Origin of the sequence: Kiloniella spongiae (assembly GCF_001026905.1) — a bacterium.
GTDB classification, from domain to species: Bacteria; Pseudomonadota; Alphaproteobacteria; order Kiloniellales; family Kiloniellaceae; genus Kiloniella; species Kiloniella spongiae.
This window is the reverse complement of sequence record NZ_LAQL01000006.1, coordinates 413384-435206: the sequence shown is the minus strand read 5'-3', so window position 1 is coordinate 435206 and position 21823 is coordinate 413384. Positions and strand designations below refer to the sequence as shown.

Sequence of the window (21823 nt, the reverse complement as noted above, 5' to 3'; positions counted from 1 at the left end):
TGCACCACGGGCGGCTTGTCCGTTACGAGCTCTGGCTGTCAAATGCGTCCCTCCATTCCGGCTTGTGCATGTTCTATATTATGCGCGTCAAAAACGCCAAAGTCACCTGTTACTACTGAACCTGTTAAAGAATTTGGTTTTGCTGTTTCAATTTTGACATCAACAATTTGCCCCATTAAGCGTTCTGGTGCTTGCACAAAAACAGATTGCATATAAGGACTACGTCCGCCCAACTGACCAACTTCACGGCCTTTACGCTCAACCAGAACAGAAAGTGTCTTCCCGATCATGCTCTGGTTAAATGCCATTTGTTGTGCATTCAAAAGTTCCTGCAGCATAGCCAGACGTTTTGACTTAATGTCCTCTGGAACCTGGGCATCAATCCCAGCAGCAGGCGTTCCTGGACGCGGGCTGTATTTGAAAGAATAGGCCTGGGCATAATTAATATCCGTAACCAGACGTAGCGTATCTGCAAAGTCCTGATCACTTTCGCCGGGGAAGCCAACAATAAAGTCAGAAGACAGAGCCAGTTCAGGACAAACATCGCGAAGCTTATCAATCACCCGGCGATATTCATCACCTGTGTGTTTGCGATTCATCATCTCCAAGATGCGGTCAGAACCACTTTGGATTGGCAAATGAAGATACGGCATTAATTCTGAAAGATCGCGATGGGTTGCGATAAGCTCGTCATCCATATCGTTCGGATGAGATGTTATATACCGAAGACGTTCAATACCATCGACTTCTGCGAGTTCTCTAAGTAACCTTCCCAAACGCCACGTTTTGCCGTCTGCTGCTTCGCCGTGAAAGCCGTTCACATTTTGTCCAAGAAGGGTAATCTCACGGGTTCCATTGGCAACCAAACGCTTGGCTTCATCAATAATCGCAGTTACCGGACGCGAAAATTCTGCACCACGGGTGTAGGGAACAACGCAGAAAGTACAGAATTTGTCACAACCTTCCTGAACAGAAAGGAAAGCAGAAGGACCATGCGTCTGGCTTTCTTCAGGCAGAAAATCAAATTTGGATTCTACGGGGAAATCTGTATCGGAAATTCCCCGGCCAGAGGTATTACCCAGCGCCTTGGTGACCATTTCCGGCAAACGGTGATAAGTTTGCGGACCAAACACCATATCGACCTGTTTCGCACGGCGTAAAATCTCTTCACCTTCAGCCTGCGCCACACAGCCAGCAACCCCAATGAGCATGCGATCGCCATTGGATTCGCGCTTTTCTTTGAGTCGTTTTAGCTGTCCAAGTTCAGAAAAAACCTTCTCAGAAGCTTTTTCACGAATATGACAAGTATTGAGGATAACCATGTCCGCCACATCCGGGCTATCCACAGTTTTATATCCCAGTGGAGCCAGAACATCCGTCATACGAACCGTATCATAGACGTTCATTTGACAGCCATAGGTCTTAATATAAAGCTTTTTCGCCAACGTAATTACCAATTCAGCCTAGCATCATTTTCGGTTACATTCATAAGCAAACCGTTCTGATACCTTGTTAAATTACCATGTGTTGGGATTTGAAGCTATCTCTAATCGCCGCCCGCCCAGAGCATCAGAAACACCACCGGACACTGCCTTATGACAATGACTGGCCATGTCTTTCCGATTAGCGAAGGAACTCGCCTCTACTGGCTCCAGAAATTCAACCTCTACAGTCAAAATCCCCATCGCCAGCGCATGCCATAAATGCCCGGGCAATTCCATATCACCATACCAAGCATAAAAAGGGCGCCATAATCGGCCCATCGGCATACCATCCAACCGGGTGTATGTAATAGAGATTGGCTGAACCAGCAAGGGGCTATCGTTTTCTGAGATTTGAGCAACTGAAAAGAGAGCCGATTTAAAAGGCAATACTCGCGTACCGTCGCTTGATGTTCCCTCGGGAAATAAAATCAAATCACGCCCGTTTCCAAGCCGTTTTGCCATGTTATCACGGCTTTCGCTGGATTTATGCTGACGACGCTGAATAAAAACAGTGCCAGATAACTTGGCAAGCCACCCAAAAAACGGCCAGTTACCAACCTCCGACTTTGCAACAAAATGCCCGTCAATCAAACCACCTAGGACAGAAATATCCAGATAAGACACATGATTGGATACATAGAGCGTCGGCTGACGCGTACTTTGCTGCCCCCGCGTAACGACCTTGATACCATTCAAAAAACAAGTCGCATTATGATACCACAAAGGCAACTTATAACGCCCAGGCAAACGCAAAAGCAAAAGCAAAAGCTGCAAAGGCATCAAAGCCAAGGTGAAAAGGACATACACAACCAATCGGCAAGAGGCCCTTAAATCAGATCCCAAACCAGAAGCTACAGCGATGTCCGACATATCACGCTACCTGTTGTGCTGTATTGTCCGTTTCACGACGATAGTGTTTATAATATTTGTCTGTTACTCGGCTTGTTTCAACAATCACACAAACATCCGTGGTGCCAAATTGTTCATCAATCACGGCACCATCCCCGATAACACCACCAAGCCTGAGATACCCTTTAATCAAAGGCGGTAACTCTTTAATCGCTGCCTTAGGATCAATCTGATCCGCCGGCATAAGATTCATCGAACTAAATCTTTCCGGCAGCGCTTTGGGGCGAATGTCGGTATCAGCCAAATGATTGTGATAGAGATACGACAAAGGCAGCTTCATCTGCTCTGGATCAATTCCGTGCAAACTTGCGCAACCAAACATATAGCGAATGTCATAGGTAAAGACATACTGGGCAATACCGCGCCACAAAAGCTGCATTGTCGAACCTCGTCGGTATTCCTGGTCAATACAGGACCGCCCTAGCTCGAGGATTTCACCATCAAAATTCAGTAATTTTTCCAGATTGAATTCATCAACAGAATAGAACTGTCCACGTTTTTTCGCACCTTCACGGCGCATCACGCGATAGGTGCCAACAACAGCCTCAGGTCCCGTTCCCCGATCATTATCGAAAACAAGCAAGTGATCACAGAAGGGATCAAAGCTGTCAAAGTCCCGACTCTCAGCTTCCATCTCTGGTGTTGGTTGAGCAGAGTTCTCGCGATAAAAAATATTATATCGCAGATTTTGCGCGGCCAAAACTTCCCGCTCGCTCTCGGCTAAGCGGATCGTCAGTTGTCCCGCAGTTACATCGACGGGTCGTGAAGTACCCTCATTCATGCTCAGCGTGTTCCCTGGAAATAAACATGGCGAATTTAAACATGGCGAGGACTGTGCCAGAAAATTGTGTCTATTTTATTGCACTACAGCCTTCACGAACAGCATAAAGTTCAAGACGGTGATCAATCAGGCGATAACCAAGATTTTGCGCCATTTTGCTCAGCATTTCATGAATCTCAGCATCCGTAAATTCAAGAACCTCACCAGAATTCACATCAATCAAATGATCATGAACCTGCTCCGTCGCCTCTTCGTAACGGGCGCGTCCATCGCCAAAATCATGGCGTTCCAGAATATTCGCTTCTTCAAACAGTTTTACTGTTCGATAAACTGTCGCGATAGAAATCTTCGAGTCCAATTTGGAAGCACGGTGGTAGACCTGCTCCACATCAGGGTGATCTGTAGAATCAGAAAGAACCCTTGCAATAACTCTTCGCTGTTCGGTCATCTTCAGACCTTTTTCAGCACAAAGAACTTCCAGTTTTGATGCCATAATTACCCTGAAATCGTCGTTAATGGATACGGTTACTTTTTTGAATAATTCTAATTTACACAAAATGCGCTACCGAGAAAAGCCCGATAGCGCATTTTTTAAGACATATCAGTTCAAAGAAATTTGATTACTTTGTTCTGTTTGCTTTTGTCCCCAGACCAATCTGCTTCGCCAAAGAACTACGTTGTTTCGCATAGTTTGGCGCAACCATTGGATAATCTTGTGGCAGGCCCCAACGCTCACGGTATTCTTCGGGTGTCATGTTGTAAGCTGTTTTCAAATGACGTTTAAGCATCTTGAGTTTTTTACCATCTTCAAGGCAGACGATAAATTCCGGCGTAATAGATTTTTTAATGGATACAGCTGGTGTTGGCCGTTCAGGCTCTTTTTTCTCTTCATGCCCCAGGGTAGACAGGGTGCCATATACCTCGCGAATTAATTGAGGCAAATCTGACATTGCAACAGAATTGTTGGAAACATGTGCAGAAACAAGACTAGTTGTAAGCTCTACTAATTCTAATGAGGAGTTATCTTCAGACATAGTATGACTGTTCTTTCCCAATACAAAGTTATCTTATAATCATCAAAATATTATTTAACTCATAACATACCAGTAAGTGAATTAAAGTTATTTTATGTAACTTTCAAGTTAGTTCGCATAAAATATTTATGAATACCATATCTATGCTAAGATTTTATAAGATGCTTTAAATATCCACAGACATAACAACTGCATCAACAGCTGTTCCATCAGATTTGTGGTAGTATTTGGATCTCCGCGCAATTTCATTAAAACCCATCACTCGATAAAGTGAAATCGCAATAATATTTTCCTCGGAAACTTCTAAAAATACCTTTTTTACAAATGCTTGATGAAAATATTCAAACATCTTGAAAATTATTTCTTTTGAAAACCCTAGGCCTCGAAAACTTGGATCAACACAAAAAGTCAATACTTCAGCTTCACCAACAACTTCTTGCCAAAGAATAAAACCGACCGGATTTTCATCTCGACAATAGATAAAACCACTATTCGTTTTCTGAACAAGTATTGCTGAAATATCTTTCGCCTTCCACGCAGAAGCAGGAAATGACCTCGAATGCATTTCAGCCAGCAGGTCCGCATGCTCAATACCGCACTGAATTATGTCTTCAGAACTGCTCATCACATTATCTAGAATGTTGTCTTATCTTTAGGCAAGGAAACATCTGGCGCCCGCAGATACAACGGCTCAACAGGTTGATTTTCTCTATCAAAAAGTTGCTGCTCCAAAGCGCACGATAATAAATTCCCAGCATCTGCGTTTGCAGAAGCTTTAGAGAAGCTGATTGAACGCCCCGTAACCTTCAAATCTTCAGATACCTGATCAGCACCATCCCCAACCAACAGCAAATTATCACCAGACAGTTTATCGCTCAGATTTTCAGGAAGTACAGCAAAGGGTTCCGTCAAAGGCATCAAATTTGAATCAAAGGCTTGTACAAATAAATCCGCACGCTTGGCATCAATTATAACAACAACTTGTGGCTCATCGGTCTTTTCAGCCGCAGGTACACCACGTGCCAGTACTTCAAAATTATTTACCCCCACAAGTGGCTTGTTACAAGCAAGGGCAAAACCCTGAGCCGTTGCGAGACCAATTCGAACCCCCGTAAAACCGCCCGGACCTGTTGTGACGGCAAATCCATCCATATCCATCAGGTCTTTTCCGGTTTCATCCAAAAGATCCTGCACAATCGGCAAAAGACGTTCAGACTGACCACGTCGCATGATCTCCACTCGGGAAGCAAGCACTTGCCCCTTGCTCATAATCGCAACGGAGCAAGAAGATCCGGCTGTATCCAAACCAAGTAACAGTGAATTATCAGCACGCATTATCGCGAAATCATCCCTTTGACACCCAGGTTAACTTAGCCCATAGCTTAGGCAAAACAACATTATGGCTTATATCCGCGATCCAGCTTTGTTACAATTAAAGACAATCGTTAATGATGCCTTAATGATATTGCGCCAAACCAGAGGCCAGTATTGACGCAACACTGACAGACAAAGAATTAGAAATAGCGCGCTATGTTTAAATTGAAACGCTTTCATTTATTTTTCCATATGCTTACCGTTATCATAGGCATCATCAGCTTTCAGAAAACAACTTCGGCACAGAGCATTGACACAGTTGTTGAGAGCAACCTAACAAATGGTGCCGTTGTTCTTATGTACCAGCGTTTCGGTGAAAGCCGATATCCGACAACCAGCACTTCGGCATCAATATTAGCAAATCACATCCAAGAGCTTCAAGACAGCCGCTACAATATCCTGCCTCTCTCTAATATCGTCGATGCCCTCGCACAGGATTTGCCCCTGCCAGATCGTGTAATAGCAATCACAATCGACGACGCCTACATTTCTTTCTACGAAAAGGCATGGCCTGAGTTTAAGAAGGCACAGCTTGCGGTCACGGTTTTTGTAACAACCTCTGCTATTGATCAAAATCGACCCGGCTATATGACCTGGTCCCAGATAAGAGAGCTTGCGGCAGATCCCCTTGTAACAATTGGTAGTCACGCCAACGAGCTCCGACACATTGCCCATTTATCCCTAGAAGAACAAAAGCAGACAATCGAGAAGTCAAATCAGACTTTCAGACGTGCTCTAGGAAAACAGCCCAACCTGTTTGCGTACCCTTACGGCGAAATCAGCAACAATCTGCAAAGCGCCTTGAAAGCCACTGGTTTCAAAGCAGCCTTTGGGCAACATTCCGGTGCCATAGCTCGCAGTGCTAATTTCATGTCCTTACCTCGCTACCCATTCAATGATCGTTTTGGAACAACGGAACGTTTCAAATTAGCTGTCAACAGTCTTCCGTTACCAGTCACTGCTGTTTTACCTGAAGACCTAATACTTAGCGCTGCAACGAACCCGCCACTTTTCGGCTTTACAATTGGCCCAGAAATCAAACCTCGTGAAGACGGATCCTATCGCGGACTAAACTGTTACAGTTCGCAAGGAGAGCTAACATTACAGGAGCTTGGCGGCGGACGTATCGAGGTCCGGTTAACAGAGCCTTTTAAACAAGGCAGAGCCCGTATTAACTGCACGATGCTTGGTCCAAAGGGACGTTGGCGTTGGTTTGGGCAACAATATTATATTCCCTGAATGTTGGGAATCTCGTACCCATACAAAAAGCCCGGAGCTAAATTAACCAGATCCGGGCTTTTAATTATTTCTTGGAGGCTATTTTGAGGGCTTATCTATTTGCCCTACCAGCTTCAAACAGTCAAAGCCGCAACTGGCCTATCTACGCACTGGCGCGGACTTCAGATACTTCGGGAATGTAGTGACGCAGCATGTTTTCAATACCCATTTTCAGTGTTGCGGTAGAACTTGGGCATCCCGCACATGCACCTTGCATATGCAGATAAACAATACCGTTCTCAAAACCATGAAAAACGATATCACCACCGTCCTGTGCAACAGCCGGGCGAACACGTGTATCCAGAAGCTCTTTAATCTGGGACACAATCTCATCATCATCTTCATCGCTTGCTTCAGCGTGGGAAGACATTGCCTCGGATGCATCAGTGATAACGGGGCGTCCTGCTGTAAAATGCTCCATAATTGTACCGAGAATGGATGGCTTCAGGATATACCACTCTTTGTCTTCTGCTTTGGTGATGGTAATGAAATCACCACCAAAAAACACTCCGGTCACGCCTTCGATCTCAAATAATCTGAGAGCAAGAGGAGAATTTGAAGCAGCTTCTTTTGCTTCAAAGAAAGCCGTACCACCTTCAAGCACCGGACATCCCGGTAAAAACTTTAAAGTAGCTGGATTTGGCGTTTGTTCTGTTTGGATAAACATATCTTGCTCGTTTAAAATCGGTCCATGATTGTTGTTCTTATATGTAATCTTATAGAGGCTATTCAAGCCCCTATCCATAATGAATATTCATATAGAATATTTCTTTAGCTGATCTCGTCGATTTCAGCAGGCTCCAGATTATCAGGGACAACAGTAATCGGCACACGTAATTTACCGATATGCTTCCCCATTAGAGCCGTCAAAAGTGGTCCCGGTCCGCCAGATCCCGAGCTTGCGCCCAGCACCAAGATAGAAACCTGATCATCTTCATTCACAAGCTTGACCAGCTCATCACGACGATCACCTTCGCGCATATATAGAACAGGAATTTGCCCTGAATACTCAAGCACTTCTTCACCCAGTTTATTCAGGCGCGCTTCGGCTTCTTCACGAGCTTCTTCCTGCATCAAATCCCCGACTGCCGCCCAGTGATTAAACTCGGCAGGTTCAATGACATACAAAAGCGCAACCCGTCCACCTGTATGCAGTGCACGTCGGCAAGCAAAACGCATTGCCTGCAGCATCTCATCACTATCATCGACGACGACAAGAAAGATTCGATCTGTAGATCCATGATTACGGCATTTCTTGCCATCAGTTTCTTGATCAATTTTCAGTTCTGTCGATTCTGTTTCACTCATACCTTATCCCTTGCGGAAAATTAAATGACCGATCCAGCCGGATACCAAAGCAATCACAATAGCAATAATACCATACATCGCACCATGAAGATGTGCATAGTCATAAATTTCAGCTTCGACCCCAATCTTTGATACCGTAAGGGGAGTCGTTCGCGCATCTATGATTTGACCATCGCGCAGGTGATAGACACTCACAGAGTATGTTCCCGTGGGGACATTCGCAGGCAATTCAAACTCTGTTCGGAAAAGATGTTCGCCCAAAAAAACAATTTCAGCATTTTCCAGCTGATAATTCCCGCTACGTAAAAGATTCCGAAGTAAGGCTTCTTTCCATGAATCCGCCAATTTACCAGCAGCTTTTGTCACCGGAAGCTCTAGACCGATATTATTAAACCCAATGGCATTCAGGGCGCGTGTTGCAGAAGATGATATTTCTTCAATAGGACCAGTCGAAGCGATAGAATAAAAACTGGGAACACTTTCAAAACTCATGGACGCCGTATTCATCCAGATCCCTGCAACCTGTCCTTTTCGTTGTACCTTAAAGTCCGTATCTGGACCCCTGACAACAACAATAACTTCGCCCGGAGAATTTATACTGCCAAACAAAAGAATACGATCCCCTGAAAACCCCGCCGTAATCGCGACAAGGTGGCTGGACAGATCAGCTTCGATTGCCTTGGTCTCTTTTGCCGATAAAACAAAGAGGGATGAAAAACCGACAGTAGCAAGTACTTTTAGAAAATCGATGCCGCTCACAGAAAAAAGCCGATGAACCAAAGAAACCATCAAAGATATCATTGCGTCATCTCCAGTGAATAGAGATCCGCAGGCTGAATCAAAAGATCAAGGAACAGCTTGCCACAAACCATAACAACTAAAATACCAAGCAAAAGGCGCAGCCAATCGCCCTGCATCTTGGCACCGATCCGCGTACCAACCTGTGCCCCCAATACAGAGCCAACCAAAAGCAAGAGCGCGAGAACAACATCAACAGTCTGATTCTGAGCTGCTTGTAAAAAAGTGACGTTCGCAGCAACAAAGATAATCTGGAAAAGCGATGTTCCGATAACCATCGCTGTCGGCATGCCCAGCATATAGATCATCGCTGGCACAAGAATAAACCCACCGCCAACGCCCATAATCGCAGAGAGAACACCAACAAAAAAACCGATGCCAAGGGGTAGAAGAGCAGAGATATAAAGACGCGATTTCCGGAAGCGCATTTTAAGCGGCAAGCCGTGGAACCAATTGTGCTCATGTAACTTACCACGGGAAGCACCACCTGCTTTTCGACGCCGGAACACTGCTTTGATGCCTTCAAGCATCATCAGCAACCCGATGGTTCCCAAAAAAATCACATAGGATAGATTAATAACCAGATCAATCTGCCCCAGACTCTTGAGAAAAGTAAACAGACCGACGCCAAGTGTTGACCCTATAAAGCCACCAACCAGCAGTATCCAACCCATTAGGAAATCAACATTTCCTCGCTTCCAATGGGCAAAAACACCAGAAACCGATGACGCGATCACATTATTTGCTTGTGTAGCAACGGCGACAGCCGGGGGAACACCCACAAAAATCAGAATTGGCGTCATTAAGAAGCCTCCTCCAACACCAAATATCCCCGAAAGCAGTCCGACACCGCCCCCCATTGCCAATAAGAGGATTATGTCGACAGATATCTCTGCGATCGGCAGATAGATTTGCATTGCCGTCAGACGCCTTTTTCACAGGTTTTCATTTAGCTCTACCCTGTTCTGCCATTTCAGACAGAAAATTTTCATTCATTAGGCTTTCAAGGGAGCATCCCTAAAAGAATCTATCCTGCTTCAGAAAAAAGGAAAAGGGGTCCATTGAATATTTTCTTTATTTTTCAACTTTTTGCTTAACATTTTTTTAATTTGACCAATTCCAAAAACCCAACGTTGCTTTTCTTTTCAAAAGCTTCCCAACAGGAAAAGGGCACCCGAGGTTGATCAGATGCCCTTTTATCAAAAAATTTGGTGCCAGTTATTTTTTATACTGGTGCCATATAATTTAGTCGTTTACCTGCTCATGGACGCAAAAACCCAACTGCATCAAAAACTTCCTTCATCACAGGCTCGGCCAATTTAGCTGCCCGATCAGCTCCCTGCTTGAGAACAGAATCAACGTATGATTTATCATCCATCAATCGTTTCATTTCGGATCCCATTGGTCCCAACTTGGTAACCGCAACGTCTGTCAGGGATTTTTTAAAATCGGCAAAACCTTTACCTTCGAACTCACCCAAAACATCAGAAAGCTCTTTGTCGTTCAATGCAGCATAGATAGATAGCAGGTTAAAAGCTTCCGGGCGTTCTTTGCGGGCATCGTCAAGTAACTTACCATTTTCATCCAAAACATCAGCACCGGGGATCAAATGCGGATCGCTAGTTGCCTTCTTAATTTTTTTGGCAACGGTATCCGCATCGTCCATCATCGTGATACGACTGTAATCAGACGGGTCAGACTTACTCATCTTCTTGCTACCATCACGCAAAGACATGATACGTGTCGCCGCCCCAAAAATCAGTGGCTCAGGTACAGGAAAAAGATCAACATTAAAATCATTGTTGAACTTGATAGCAATATCACGTGTTAATTCAAGGTGCTGTTTCTGATCTTCGCCAACCGGCACATGGGTTGCTTTATAGGCAAGAATATCCGCCGCCATCAGGTTTGGATAGACGTACAGACCCGTAGACGCTTTCTCACGGTTCTTCCCGGCTTTATCCTTAAATTGTGTCATCCGGTTCAACCAACCAATCCGGGACACACAGTTAAAGACCCAGCCAAGCTCTGCATGGGCTGATACTTGCGACTGATTAAAAATAATGTGCTTCTCGGGATTAACCCCTGCCGCCAGATATGACGCCGCAACTTCACGTGTATTATCAACCAACTGCTTAGGATCTTGCCAGACAGTGATGGCATGCATATCAACGACACAGAAAATGCACTCATAGTCGTCCTGTAGGCGCACAAAATTGCGAATAGCGCCGAGATAATTGCCAAGATGTAGGTTCCCTGTGGGCTGTACGCCCGAGAAGATACGCTTCATGGGAAAAGATCCATTCCAATAGCGGTTGATAAAAGATTTAAGAAAAGGCTTTATCGCCGTTCAAAACCCTGGGGTCAAGAGCTTGAACCTAGAGGCAAGATAAGCAATTACTTGAACAAACCTTTTGGATCATAAATCGACTCTCCGCCCAGAAGTGTCGCCTCTACATTCACAGCCCCGATTTCATTTACGGGTATGTCCAGAATATTTCGGTCCAGCACAACAAAGTCCGCGAGCTTGCCTTGTTCAATCGATCCCGTTTTATCCTCATGCTGCAATAGTTTTGCAACATTGAGCGTCATCATTTCGATAACGGTCTCCACGTGATCAAAGGCACCATCTTTTTGGGTAAGCACAGCTTCAACCTTCATCAAGGGGGATAGTTCTTCCGCATCCCAATCACTGCTCAGAACCATCTCAACCCCCGCCTCGTAAAGTTTACGGGCAGGCATTAAGTCTTCAGCCCGCTTCCCAATAAACCCGGCAAGGTATCGTTTCGTATCCGAATTGGTTGAGCTTGGTGCGAGCTGAAAATCGGTAATAACATCTAGCTCTTTAAATCGGGATACATCTTTTTTATCAACAAGGTACAGATGCGTTATCCGATGTTGAATATCCCTGGATATATTTTCTTTTTCTGCATGCGTTACAGCATCCAGAGCAAGCCCGACACCACGATCACCTGTGGCATGAAAATGAACCTGAAATCCTAACTTCTCCAGAGCACTGACATAGTCAAAAAGGGTCTCTTCCTCAAAATACAGAAAGCCCCTCTGCAAATCTTTTGGAAGCTCAAGACTGGCTTCATAGGGTTGATAAAGCGCCCCTGTTGCCTGAGATAAGATCCCGTCCACGTAAATTTTGGCCTGATTAAACCGCAAAAGCTTTTCAGGGTCATTACTGTACCGCTTTTGAAATTCGGCAATCTGTTCCTCAAAGGGTAAATCAGGGTATAGATAAAGCGCATTACTGGCCCGCACCGTGAGTAGATTTTCTTCTTCTGCACGGATCCAGACTTCCTGATGCCCTCTGGGCCAATAGCCACCTGCGTCACTAATGCTTGTAATGCCATTTTCAGCTAAAAGATTCAGTGCTTGAAGCAAGCCTTCATAAGCAAAATCAACATTCGCTTTGGTTGGCGGAAGGGCTGCATTACGGAGTTTCTGTTGCGCGTTTTCAAAAACAACGCCGGTCAGACGGCCCGTAAATGGGTCTCTATCGATCAATCCACCCGGAGGATTAATTCCGGGAGCCGCTTGAAAGGCCATATATCCCACGGCCTGCATCGCCTTGGTGTTGGCCCAGGCACCATGCCCAAGATTATCAAGGATAACTGCGGGTCGATCTGGAATTAGTCGATCAAGAAACGCCATGGGAGTTTCGATTGTTTCCAGCAAAGCTGGCATGGAAACACCAGCCCCCATAAACCAAGGCTTATCATGCTGCTCATCAAGGCAATAGGCTATTTCCTCACGATAGATTTCTTCCGATCCTTCAGCCGATAGAAAACAAACTGTTTCATTGATACCAGCTTCCAGGGCATGTAGATGAGGGTCCTGAAACCCCGGTAAGAGCATCCGTCCACCGAGATCTATAACCTCAACACCAACCTGCACCATATCAAGAAGTTGTTTTTCCGCGCCTACAGCAGAAATAACACCATCCTCAACCAAAACGGCTTCGGCCCACGGCATTTTTTTATCAACAGTGTAAATCTGCGCGTTTACAACTAGGTAGCGACCAGATGATGCATGACTTTGTGTTAAAAATGCACTGATCAAACCCATGCCGATGCCAACAGTTTTAACTGCCGAGATGATTTCTGATAGTGTTGTTTTCGTTTGTTTCATCAGCTTGTTAACACCTTCTGTCAAAACTTTGCGAGCCGTTATTCCAAGCTAAACATACCACCAAAAACAAAAAAGGGGCCGGAGGATTTCTCCTCCGGCCCCTTTTTTTCGCAAGGAAATGCGTTAATTAGTTCCAGCTTTTAACAAGCTCGTCATAATCAACTGTTTCACCCTGTGGTTTCTCGTTGGCCAATTTGGCTTTTGGAGAACCAGGCTGGTTCAGCCAGTAGCTGGCTTCTTTTTCTTCGTTCAGCTTAGGTCCGCATTCGCCCTGAACGCCTGCGCGTTCCAGACGACCAAGAACTTTATCCTGAGCTGCTGCAAGTGAATCCATTGCTTCCTGAGGTGTTTTTGCACCAGAGCTGGCATCACCAATGTTCTGCCACCATAGCTGTGCAAGTTTTGGATAATCAGGAACGTTGATGCCTGTAGGTGTCCACTGAAGACGTGCAGGTGAACGATAGAATTCAATCAAACCACCAAGTTTTGGAGCACGCTCTGTGAAGGATTCATGCTGGATGTCACTTTCACGTACGAAAGTTAGACCAACGTGACTTTTCTTCAGGGAAACAGTTTTGGCAACAGTGAACTGTGCGTAGAGCCATGCAGCTTTACGACGATCAACTGGTGTGGATTTCATAAGAGTCCAAGAACCAGCATCCTGATAACCAAGCTTCTGACCTTCTTCCCAGTAAGGACCGTGCGGGGAAGGTGCCATACGCCATTTCGGTGTACCGTCTTCGTTCACAACCGGAAGACCGTCTTTCACCATGTCGGCAGTAAAGGCAGTGTACCAGAAGATCTGTTGTGCAACAGCACCCTGCGCAGGAACCGGACCAGCTTCACCAAAGGTCATACCTGGTGCTGATGGTGGTGCATAAGCTTTGAGCCAGTCAACATACTTGGCGACGGAATAAACAGCAGCCGGGCCGTTTGTCGCGCCACCACGTGCTACAGAAGAACCAACCGGGCTACAGCCTTCCATACGGATGCCCCATTCATCAACAGGAATACCGTTTGGAATGTTTTTGTCGCCAGCACCAGCCATGGACAGCCATGCATCAGTGAAACGCCAGCCAAGTGATGGATCTTTTTTACCATAATCCATATGGCCGTATACCGGCTTGCCGTCGATTTCTTTCACGTCATTTGTGAAGAAGTCAGCGATATCTTCATAGGCAGACCAGTTTACCGGCACACCAAGATCATAGCCGTATTTTGCTTTAAATTTAGCTTTGATATCCGGATCAGAGAACCAGTCATAACGGAACCAGTAAAGGTTCGCGAACTGCTGGTCAGGAAGCTGATAAAGTTTGCCATCAGGACCTGTTGTGAAAGATGTACCAATGAAATCACCAAGATCAAGATCCGGGTTACTTACATCAGCACCTTCGCCAGCAATCCAATCAGAGAGCGGCACAACCTGTTGATAACGATAGTGCGTACCAATTAGATCTGAATCGTTGATGTAAGCATCATAGATGTTTTTACCGGACTGCATCTGTGTCTGCAGCTTTTCAACAACATCACCTTCACCGATCAGGTCGTGATTAACCTTGATACCTGTGATTTCATAGAAAGCTTTGGCAAGAGTTTTTGATTCGTACTCGTGCGTTGTAATGGTTTCGGAAACCACATTGATTTCCATGCCTTTGAAAGGCTCAGCGGCTTTTGTAAACCACTCCATTTCTTTCATTTGATCAGCTTTGGACAAAGTCGAAGGCTGAAATTCATTTTCTACCCAGTTCTTAGCAGCAGCTGCATCCGCATGAGCTGCGCCAGCTGAGAGAACCAAAGCGACGGCTGTAAGAGCGCCACCAATATAACGGGACTTCATTATTATATCTCCCTGTTGCTTCATTCAGTAAACGAGTTTGCCTCGTCACCCCACATTTGCCCTCTAGGTGTTTACACCCATCTAAAAACGATGAATGCGTAGACAGCGCTTACAACGAGGGCTCCCCACAATTGGATATCTGACATCAGAAGCCAACCGAGGTGAATAAAAGCACTGCCCAGTAGTGTGATAAACAATCGATCCCCACGAGTGGTTGGAATATTAAGAATTCCAACCTTTTCCCTTTCTGGAAATTTGATTGCCAATACCGTCATAACAACAAGCGTTGTTGCAATGATGATAAAGAAAGTAGCCGTTGGCCAAGTCCAGGCCATCCAGTTCAATTCCATGATACGGACTCCCTCTTAAACCCGGCCCAGGGCAAAACCCTTGGCGATGTAGTTACGAACAAAATAGATCACCAGAATACCTGGGATAATGGTCAAGATCCCCGCCGCTGCCAGCACGCCCCAATCAAGACCGGATGCAGACACTGTACGTGTCATGGTCGCGGAAATTGATTTAGCATCAACAGACGTCAACGTTCTGGCCAACAGTAATTCAACCCATGAGAACATGAAGCAGAAGAATGCAGCCACACCGATACCCGAAGAAATCATCGGCGTGAAAATACGGGTGAAGAAACGCGGGAAAGAATAACCGTCAATATAGGCGGTTTCATCAATCTCTCGCGGGACACCAGACATAAATCCTTCGAGGATCCAGACAGCCAACGGAATGTTAAACAGACAGTGCGCCAAGGCCACTGCAATATGCGTATCAAACAGTCCCACTGCAGAATAGAGCTGGAAGAACGGCAAGGCAAAAACCGCTGGTGGTGCCATTCTGTTGGTCAAAAGCCAGAAGAACAGATGTTTGTCACCCATAAAGTTATAGCGCGAGAAGGCATAAGCCGCAGGCAAAGCGACCAACAGGGTAATGATTGTGTTTAACACCACATAGATTGTCGAATTTATGTAACCGTTGTACCAACTGGGGTCTGTAAAGATCACCATATAGTTGGCAAAAGTCAGGTCCTGAGGCCAAAGGCTGAAGGTACTGAGAATTTCCTCATTCGTTTTCAAGGACATATTCAGCAACCAATAAATCGGCAACAGCAAGAAAACAATATAAAGAATAGTGACGAGAGCTTTGGTTTTCATGGCTTAAGACTCCGCTCTGTCTAAATAGCTCATCACTGTAAAGAATACCCAGCTGAAGAGCAGAATGATTAAGAAATAAACCAACGACATCGCCGCGGCAGGACCCAGATCGAACTGACCAATCGCCATTTGAACCAAATCAATGGAAAGGAACGTTGTTGCATTACCCGGTCCACCACCTGTCACCACAAATGGCTCGGTATAGATCATGAAGCTATCCATAAAGCGCAGCAGCACAGCGATCAAAAGTACGCGGTTCATCTTTGGCAATTGGATAAAGCGGAATGTCGCCCATTTGCTGGCACCGTCAATTCTCGCCGCCTGATAGTAAGCATCCGGAATTGACTGCAAACCAGCATAACAAAGCAACACAACAAGTGACGTCCAGTGCCATACATCCATGACAATCAACGTCACCCAGGCATCTAGCGCATTTTGCGTATAATTGTATTCAATACCCAATCCATCCAGAGTAGCGCCTAGAAGGCCAATATCAATGCGACCAAAGATCTGCCAGATCGTACCAACCACATTCCAGGGAATCAGGAGTGGCAGGGCCATAAGGATCAAACAGAATGGAACCCAGAGACCTTTTTTCGGCATCGCCAACGCAATGGCAATACCAAGCGGAATCTCGATAGAAAGAATAATAAAGGAAAACAGGAACTGACGTCCTAACGCCCCGTGGAAACGATCGGAACGAAGAACTTCCTGGAACCATTCGATACCTGCCCAGTAAAATTCATTATTCCCAAAGGTATCCTGAAAGGCATAGTTCACTACGGTCATCAAAGGAATAACCGCAGAAAATGCCACGATTAAAACAACGGGAAGAACAAGCCACCAAGCACGGTTATCGGACCATTTATTCATGATCAAGCCTCCTCTACCAAATGACTGTTGGCATAAAGATTCACATGCGTTGGATCGACAACTAGACGCGCACCATCAGTAGGAACGTCATCTTCTTCGTTGACCATCACTTTAAACTCGTGATCTTCGAGGCGAACACTTGCGACCTTAAATCGGCCAAGGTCTTCGACCTTTTGAATAGAAACCGTCGGCCCAGATCCTTCACGCGTTAGCGACAGGAATTCAGGACGAATGCCAACTTCCAATGAAGCACCCGCAGGAATATTACTCAGGCCCTGTTCCATGGCAAAAGCATGGCCAGCGACCATTGCCTGCTTGCCATCAATATGGCACGGCACTACGTTCATGCCCGGTGAACCAATAAAGTAACCCACAAATGTGTGCTTTGGACGCTCGAATAACTCTTCCGGCGTTCCCATCTGAACAACAGCACCATCGTACATAACAACCACTTTGTCAGCGAAGGTCAGAGCTTCCGTCTGGTCATGTGTTACGTACACCATTGTGTAGTTAAAGCGTTTGTGTAGATGTTTAAGCTGAGAGCGCAATTGCCACTTTAAATGAGGATCAATAACGGTTAATGGCTCATCAAACAGGATCGCTGATACATCAGCGCGAACCAGGCCACGCCCCAGAGAAATTTTTTGTTTGGCATCTGCCGTAAGACCGCTGGCTTTACGCTTCAGGCTATCGCTCATTTCCAGAAGTTCAGCGATTTCACGAACGCGACCGTCAACTTCACTGGCGCCGACACCGCGATTGCGAAGCGGGAAAGCCAGATTGTCATAGACAGTCATGGTGTCATAAACCACAGGGAACTGGAAAACCTGTGCAATATTACGGCCTTCAGTTGCTTTATTGGTAACAGCTTCTCCGTCAAAGAGAATTTCACCATGCGTCGGCTTTAACAAGCCAGAAATAATATTCAGAAGTGTTGTTTTACCACAGCCAGATGGGCCAAGCAGCGCATAGGCCCCGCCATCTTCCCACACATGATTAAGCTCTTTAAGCGCAAAATCCTGTGGCTCTTGGATATGCGGCATATAGGAATGCGCCAAGCCATTCAGTTCAATCTTCGCCATTATGCTTGCTCCCCAGCTGTACCCCAGGGGCCCGCAACCAGCTTGCCATTGGTATCAAAAACAAAACACTTGGACGGTTCCAGATAAACGTCGATATCACTATCGATTTCAATTTCCTGTACCCCGTGTGTAAGGCTCACCCAACGCTGGTCTGCGAAATCCACATGTACAAAACTCTCAGACCCAGTGATCTCTGTAACTGCAACCTTGGTCTTAAACGAGATCATGCTTGGATCACTATTGATATGCAGGTGATTTGGACGAAAACCCAGCGTGTAATCACCATCCCCAACTTGAGACAACACACCAGTTGCTTGCGCTGAGAATTTCTCACCGTGGCTCACCACCCCGCCCTTAACAGTGACAGGCAAGGTGTTAATCGGAGGGTCAGAGAAGACATCAGCCGTTAACAGGTCGCCCGGATTGCGATAGATATCAATAGTAGATCCGAACTGTGTAATCCGACCTTCGTGCAGCGTCGCCGTATTACCCCCCAATAACAGCGCCTCTGTCGGCTCGGTTGTCGCATAGACAAAGATTGCCCCTGTTTCCGCAAAAACCCGTGGCAACTCTTCGCGAAGCTCTTCACGCAACTTATAATCCAGGTTTGCCAGTGGCTCATCCAACAGTACAAGATCAGCGCCTTTAACCATGGCACGCGCCAAGGCTGTACGTTGTTGCTGACCACCAGAAAGCTCAAGCGGTGTTCGATCCAACATCGGCTCCAGCTTCATCATCGCTGCTGCTTCACGAACTTTACGATCAATCTCGTCAGCCGGAGCGCGGGCAATGCGTAACGGAGATGCAATGTTCTCGTATACGGTCAATGCCGGATAGTTAATGAACTGCTGATAAACCATAGCAACATTGCGATCTTGAACCCGAACGCCTGTTACATCGATACCATCAAAGGAAATACGTCCCTTGGTCGGCTTGTCCAAGCCGGCCATAAGCCGCATCAAACTGGTTTTACCCGAAAGAGTCGGTCCAAGAAGAGTGTTAAGCGTACCACGTTCCAAGCTAAGGTTTGCCCCAGCTATGTGTACTTCGTCTCCGACCGTCCTCCAGATATTCTCTAGAGATAACGTCATTTCAACCCCACGAAACTCAACTTAAAAGTTGGTTTTGTTTTTCTATTTTTGTTTAGCTGGCTTTTGCCAGTTTTTTAATATTCAGCGCCATCCATTCAGATAGTGCTTCCTTATCTGCTCCCTTGATTCTCAGTCCTAGTTTGCTTCGACGCCACAGTACATCGTCCGCTTTCTGCGCCCATTCGTGGATCATCAGATAGCGTACTTCCGCTTCATAAAGGTCAGCTCCGAAATTCTGACCTAAATCCTCTAGCGACGTTGCATTGCCAAGTAAAAGCGAATAGCGAGTTCCGTAACTCCGTATCAAACGCTCCGCATGGCTTTTTGTTATAAACGGATATTTTTTTAGTAGTTTAGAAACTTGTTCAGTTGCCTGCTCACAAGGGAAGTCGCCCCCGGGAAGGGTAGCGCCCTGAGTCCAAGCTCCTCCAATTTCAGGAAAAAATCCAGCAAGTTTTTCAATTGCGTGTTCTGCAAGACGGCGATAGGTGGTAATTTTACCACCAAAAATATTCAACGCAGGGGCGCCATCAAGCTCATCAACCTTCAGGACATAATCGCGCGTTGCTTCCTGAGCCTGGCTTGCGCCGTCATCATAAAGCGGACGAACACCAGAATAGGTATGAACAACCTGATTTGAAGAAATTGACGTTTTAAAATAGCTGTTGGACAGGCGACAAAGATATTCAATCTCGTCCTGAGAAATTTTAACGTCGGCAGGATCACCCTGAAAATCTTCATCAGTGGTTCCAATCAGCGTGAAATCTTTTTCATAAGGAATAGCGAAAACAATACGCTTGTCATCGTTCTGGAAAATATAGCAACGATCATGGTCAAACAGCTTCGGAACCACAATATGGCTGCCCTTGACCATTCTGATTGAATGATGAGAAGAACTTTCCATTCCTTCATTCAGGAACTTGGATACCCATGGACCAGAGGCATTTACCAGAACCTTACCCTTGATCACATGTTCCTTACCATCACTAGTGTTTTCACAGGTAAGATTCCAGATCCCATCTTTGACTTTGGCATCAACACAGCGGGTACGACAATGAATGTCTGCACCTTTATCTCGAGCATCAATCGCGTTAAGAGCAACCAAACGCGCATCATCAACCCAACAGTCTGAGTATTCAAAGCCCTTGGCAAAGCCCTCTTTCAACGGAGAACCAGCTTCATCTGTCTTCAAATTTAATCCGTGACTGGCAGGCAGTTTTTTACGTCCACCAAGGTTGTCATACAGGAAAAGACCAATACGAATAAGCCAACCAGGACGCTGAGACTTATTGTGCGGTAAAACAAAACGAAGCGGCCAGATAATGTGCGGCGCCATCGCCCAAAGAGTTTCGCGTTCGATCAAAGCTTCCCGAACAAGACGAAACTCATAATGTTCGAGATATCGTAATCCGCCATGGATAAGCTTGGTACTCGCAGAACTGGTTGCCTGCGCCAAATCGCTTTGCTCTACGACGCATACCGAGAGCCCACGACCTGCAGCATCTCTTGCAATACCGCATCCATTAACGCCACCACCAACGATGACCAGATCATAAGTCTGACCGCTCACAATACCTCCCCGACACAGCGTTAGCCGATAAGCTGCACTGTATTATTTCGAATCTTTCGAAATGAGTTTCCTTTTGGTTTCGTTTTGCACGCTATTCGAAGATTTCAAGGTTCGCAAGCGAAAATTTTTATTACATTTTTATGACAACTCAGATTCAATGAGACGAACACCGCTATCCCTACAGATTTTTCTCAGGTTTTCGGATTCAAGGTTGTCTGTTACAAAAGTATTGATTTGATCAAATTCTGCCACACGAACAGGGGCGGTTCGTTTTAGTTTCATTTTATCCGCACACAAAATGACGTGGTGAGCATTGTCAATTATGGCCTGCGCGACTTTCGCTTCACGTAGATCGAAGTCCAACAAAGATCCGTCTTCATCTACCGCCGAAGTCCCGATAATGGCAAAATCCACCTTGAATTGTTTAATAAAATCAACTGCGGTTTCTCCCACAACACCTCCGTCTGAACGACGAACCATTCCACCGGCAATAATAACATCAATAGAAGGCGCCGGACGTAATATATTGGCAACATTGATATTGTTGGTAATAACAAGCAAATCCTTCTTGCTTAACAAGCACTGAGCGACTTCTTCTGTCGTTGTGCCGATATTAATAAAAAGAGAACAATTATCTGGCACCAAATCAGCCGCTGCTGCACCAATACCTCTCTTTTCATCCTTCGCGATCATACGTCGAGCGTCATATCGCAAATTTTCGACACCTGCCGCAAAGACAGCCCCACCATGGATTCTTTTAAGGATGGCCCGCGCACATATTTCATTAAGATCTTTGCGTATGGTCTGAAGCGATACCTCGAAACGGGTAGCAAGTTCTTCGACTAAAACACGCCCTTCTTCCCGTGCAAGACCAACAATTTCGCGCTGTCTGGGATTGAGAGTGTCCATTTTAAATTCCCCTGAACTCATATTCTTATTTTATGTTGAGAACAGTTTAAAATGACTCTGCAAAAAACGAAAGCAGAAAGGCTTCGTTTTTCGAAAACCGAAACTATTTTATTTAAAATCCTCCTTAATTGAACCTATAACTTCCCGTTTCACAGAAAGATGATTGGACGAAAAGAGTTTTTAAACTTCTTA

The 21823-nt window shown here is 45.6% G+C and carries 22 protein-coding genes; 1 reads left to right on the top strand and 21 read right to left on the bottom strand.

The window, feature by feature from the left end:
- Positions 1–38: 38 nt before the first annotated feature.
- The 7 genes from miaB to tsaB form a co-directional block, all read right to left on the bottom strand.
- Positions 39–1445 (bottom strand): tRNA (N6-isopentenyl adenosine(37)-C2)-methylthiotransferase MiaB, encoded by a 1407-nt coding sequence (gene miaB, locus WH96_RS11005; protein ID WP_218045036.1) that lies wholly within the window; start codon positions 1443–1445, stop codon positions 39–41.
- A 72-nt stretch (positions 1446–1517) separates the two neighbouring features.
- A complete protein-coding gene (locus tag WH96_RS11000) occupies positions 1518–2354 on the bottom strand; it encodes a lysophospholipid acyltransferase family protein (RefSeq protein ID WP_047764165.1) in 837 nt (278 codons plus the stop codon).
- A gap of 1 nt (position 2355) precedes the next feature.
- Positions 2356–3174, bottom strand: a complete 819-nt coding sequence (locus WH96_RS10995; protein WP_047764164.1) for a GNAT family N-acetyltransferase — start codon at positions 3172–3174, stop codon at positions 2356–2358.
- A 70-nt stretch (positions 3175–3244) separates the two neighbouring features.
- Positions 3245–3667 (bottom strand): Fur family transcriptional regulator, encoded by a 423-nt coding sequence (locus WH96_RS10990; protein ID WP_047764163.1) that lies wholly within the window; start codon positions 3665–3667, stop codon positions 3245–3247.
- Between the two features lie 127 nt (positions 3668–3794).
- A complete protein-coding gene (locus tag WH96_RS10985; protein WP_047764162.1) occupies positions 3795–4208 on the bottom strand; it encodes a MucR family transcriptional regulator in 414 nt (137 codons plus the stop codon).
- Between the two features lie 166 nt (positions 4209–4374).
- Positions 4375–4833, bottom strand: coding sequence for a ribosomal protein S18-alanine N-acetyltransferase (rimI, locus tag WH96_RS21350; protein ID WP_053005843.1), 459 nt, complete (start codon positions 4831–4833; stop codon positions 4375–4377).
- Positions 4834–4841: 8 nt separating this feature from the next.
- Positions 4842–5543, bottom strand: a complete 702-nt coding sequence (tsaB, locus tag WH96_RS10975; protein WP_047764161.1) for a tRNA (adenosine(37)-N6)-threonylcarbamoyltransferase complex dimerization subunit type 1 TsaB — start codon at positions 5541–5543, stop codon at positions 4842–4844.
- A gap of 195 nt (positions 5544–5738) precedes the next feature.
- Between tsaB and WH96_RS10970 the strand changes: the two genes are divergently transcribed.
- Positions 5739–6821, top strand: coding sequence for a polysaccharide deacetylase family protein (locus WH96_RS10970; RefSeq protein WP_047764160.1), 1083 nt, complete (start codon positions 5739–5741; stop codon positions 6819–6821).
- A 142-nt stretch (positions 6822–6963) separates the two neighbouring features.
- Here WH96_RS10970 and WH96_RS10965 read toward each other — a convergent pair whose 3' ends face one another.
- The 14 genes from WH96_RS10965 to WH96_RS10900 form a co-directional block, all read right to left on the bottom strand.
- Positions 6964–7527: a NifU family protein gene (locus WH96_RS10965; protein WP_047764293.1), complete on the bottom strand. Its 564-nt coding sequence runs from the start codon at positions 7525–7527 to the stop codon at positions 6964–6966.
- A 104-nt stretch (positions 7528–7631) separates the two neighbouring features.
- On the bottom strand, positions 7632–8168 hold the full coding sequence (locus WH96_RS10960; RefSeq protein ID WP_082130433.1) for a universal stress protein: 537 nt from the start codon (positions 8166–8168) through the stop codon (positions 7632–7634).
- A 3-nt stretch (positions 8169–8171) separates the two neighbouring features.
- The gene (locus WH96_RS10955; RefSeq protein WP_053005842.1) at positions 8172–8969 is read right to left on the bottom strand and encodes a TIGR02186 family protein; all 798 of its coding nucleotides are present in this window, start codon (positions 8967–8969) and stop codon (positions 8172–8174) included.
- A complete protein-coding gene (locus WH96_RS10950; protein WP_047764159.1) occupies positions 8966–9883 on the bottom strand; it encodes a sulfite exporter TauE/SafE family protein in 918 nt (305 codons plus the stop codon). Before WH96_RS10950 ends, WH96_RS10955 begins: the two co-directional genes overlap by 4 nt.
- Before the next feature lie 344 nt (positions 9884–10227).
- Positions 10228–11256 carry a tryptophan--tRNA ligase gene (gene trpS, locus WH96_RS10945; protein ID WP_047764158.1) on the bottom strand — a complete coding sequence of 343 codons (1029 nt, stop codon included), beginning with the start codon at positions 11254–11256 and terminating at the stop codon, positions 10228–10230.
- Between the two features lie 107 nt (positions 11257–11363).
- Positions 11364–13106 (bottom strand): amidohydrolase, encoded by a 1743-nt coding sequence (locus tag WH96_RS10940; RefSeq protein WP_156176780.1) that lies wholly within the window; start codon positions 13104–13106, stop codon positions 11364–11366.
- A 127-nt stretch (positions 13107–13233) separates the two neighbouring features.
- Complete coding sequence (locus WH96_RS10935) at positions 13234–14943, bottom strand: ABC transporter substrate-binding protein (protein ID WP_047764156.1); 1710 nt, start codon at positions 14941–14943, stop codon at positions 13234–13236.
- A gap of 71 nt (positions 14944–15014) precedes the next feature.
- Positions 15015–15293, bottom strand: coding sequence for a DUF2160 domain-containing protein (locus WH96_RS10930; RefSeq protein ID WP_156176779.1), 279 nt, complete (start codon positions 15291–15293; stop codon positions 15015–15017).
- A 15-nt stretch (positions 15294–15308) separates the two neighbouring features.
- Positions 15309–16106: a carbohydrate ABC transporter permease gene (locus WH96_RS10925; protein ID WP_047764155.1), complete on the bottom strand. Its 798-nt coding sequence runs from the start codon at positions 16104–16106 to the stop codon at positions 15309–15311.
- Positions 16107–16109: 3 nt separating this feature from the next.
- Positions 16110–16979 carry a carbohydrate ABC transporter permease gene (locus WH96_RS10920; protein WP_047764154.1) on the bottom strand — a complete coding sequence of 290 codons (870 nt, stop codon included), beginning with the start codon at positions 16977–16979 and terminating at the stop codon, positions 16110–16112.
- Positions 16980–16981: 2 nt separating this feature from the next.
- On the bottom strand, positions 16982–18061 hold the full coding sequence (locus WH96_RS10915; RefSeq protein WP_047764153.1) for an ABC transporter ATP-binding protein: 1080 nt from the start codon (positions 18059–18061) through the stop codon (positions 16982–16984).
- A complete protein-coding gene (locus tag WH96_RS10910) occupies positions 18061–19152 on the bottom strand; it encodes an ABC transporter ATP-binding protein (protein ID WP_047764152.1) in 1092 nt (363 codons plus the stop codon). The genes WH96_RS10915 and WH96_RS10910 overlap by 1 nt, the downstream gene beginning before the upstream one ends.
- A 52-nt stretch (positions 19153–19204) precedes the next feature.
- Positions 19205–20722 (bottom strand): glycerol-3-phosphate dehydrogenase, encoded by a 1518-nt coding sequence (glpD, locus tag WH96_RS10905; protein WP_047764151.1) that lies wholly within the window; start codon positions 20720–20722, stop codon positions 19205–19207.
- A gap of 138 nt (positions 20723–20860) precedes the next feature.
- Positions 20861–21631 (bottom strand): DeoR/GlpR family DNA-binding transcription regulator, encoded by a 771-nt coding sequence (locus WH96_RS10900; protein WP_047764150.1) that lies wholly within the window; start codon positions 21629–21631, stop codon positions 20861–20863.
- Positions 21632–21823 lie beyond the last annotated feature (192 nt).

Bases quoted from the DNA above. Each gene is read 5' to 3' on its own strand.
- WH96_RS11000 (WP_047764165.1), bottom strand. From the start codon at position 2,354: ATGTCGGACATCGCTGTAGCTTCTGGTTTGGGATCTGATTTAAGGGCC.
- WH96_RS10995 (WP_047764164.1), bottom strand. From the start codon at position 3,174: ATGAATGAGGGTACTTCACGACCCGTCGATGTAACTGCGGGACAACTG.
- WH96_RS10990 (WP_047764163.1), bottom strand. From the start codon at position 3,667: ATGGCATCAAAACTGGAAGTTCTTTGTGCTGAAAAAGGTCTGAAGATG.
- WH96_RS10985 (WP_047764162.1), bottom strand. From the start codon at position 4,208: ATGTCTGAAGATAACTCCTCATTAGAATTAGTAGAGCTTACAACTAGT.
- rimI (WP_053005843.1), bottom strand. From the start codon at position 4,833: ATGAGCAGTTCTGAAGACATAATTCAGTGCGGTATTGAGCATGCGGAC.
- tsaB (WP_047764161.1), bottom strand. From the start codon at position 5,543: ATGCGTGCTGATAATTCACTGTTACTTGGTTTGGATACAGCCGGATCT.
- WH96_RS10970 (WP_047764160.1), top strand. From the start codon at position 5,739: ATGTTTAAATTGAAACGCTTTCATTTATTTTTCCATATGCTTACCGTT.
- WH96_RS10965 (WP_047764293.1), bottom strand. From the start codon at position 7,527: ATGTTTATCCAAACAGAACAAACGCCAAATCCAGCTACTTTAAAGTTT.
- WH96_RS10960 (WP_082130433.1), bottom strand. From the start codon at position 8,168: ATGAGTGAAACAGAATCGACAGAACTGAAAATTGATCAAGAAACTGAT.
- WH96_RS10955 (WP_053005842.1), bottom strand. From the start codon at position 8,969: ATGATATCTTTGATGGTTTCTTTGGTTCATCGGCTTTTTTCTGTGAGC.
- WH96_RS10950 (WP_047764159.1), bottom strand. From the start codon at position 9,883: ATGCAAATCTATCTGCCGATCGCAGAGATATCTGTCGACATAATCCTC.
- trpS (WP_047764158.1), bottom strand. From the start codon at position 11,256: ATGAAGCGTATCTTCTCGGGCGTACAGCCCACAGGGAACCTACATCTT.
- WH96_RS10940 (WP_156176780.1), bottom strand. From the start codon at position 13,106: ATGAAACAAACGAAAACAACACTATCAGAAATCATCTCGGCAGTTAAA.
- WH96_RS10935 (WP_047764156.1), bottom strand. From the start codon at position 14,943: ATGAAGTCCCGTTATATTGGTGGCGCTCTTACAGCCGTCGCTTTGGTT.
- WH96_RS10930 (WP_156176779.1), bottom strand. From the start codon at position 15,293: ATGGAATTGAACTGGATGGCCTGGACTTGGCCAACGGCTACTTTCTTT.
- WH96_RS10925 (WP_047764155.1), bottom strand. From the start codon at position 16,106: ATGAAAACCAAAGCTCTCGTCACTATTCTTTATATTGTTTTCTTGCTG.
- WH96_RS10920 (WP_047764154.1), bottom strand. From the start codon at position 16,979: ATGAATAAATGGTCCGATAACCGTGCTTGGTGGCTTGTTCTTCCCGTT.
- WH96_RS10915 (WP_047764153.1), bottom strand. From the start codon at position 18,061: ATGGCGAAGATTGAACTGAATGGCTTGGCGCATTCCTATATGCCGCAT.
- WH96_RS10910 (WP_047764152.1), bottom strand. From the start codon at position 19,152: ATGACGTTATCTCTAGAGAATATCTGGAGGACGGTCGGAGACGAAGTA.
- WH96_RS10900 (WP_047764150.1), bottom strand. From the start codon at position 21,631: ATGGACACTCTCAATCCCAGACAGCGCGAAATTGTTGGTCTTGCACGG.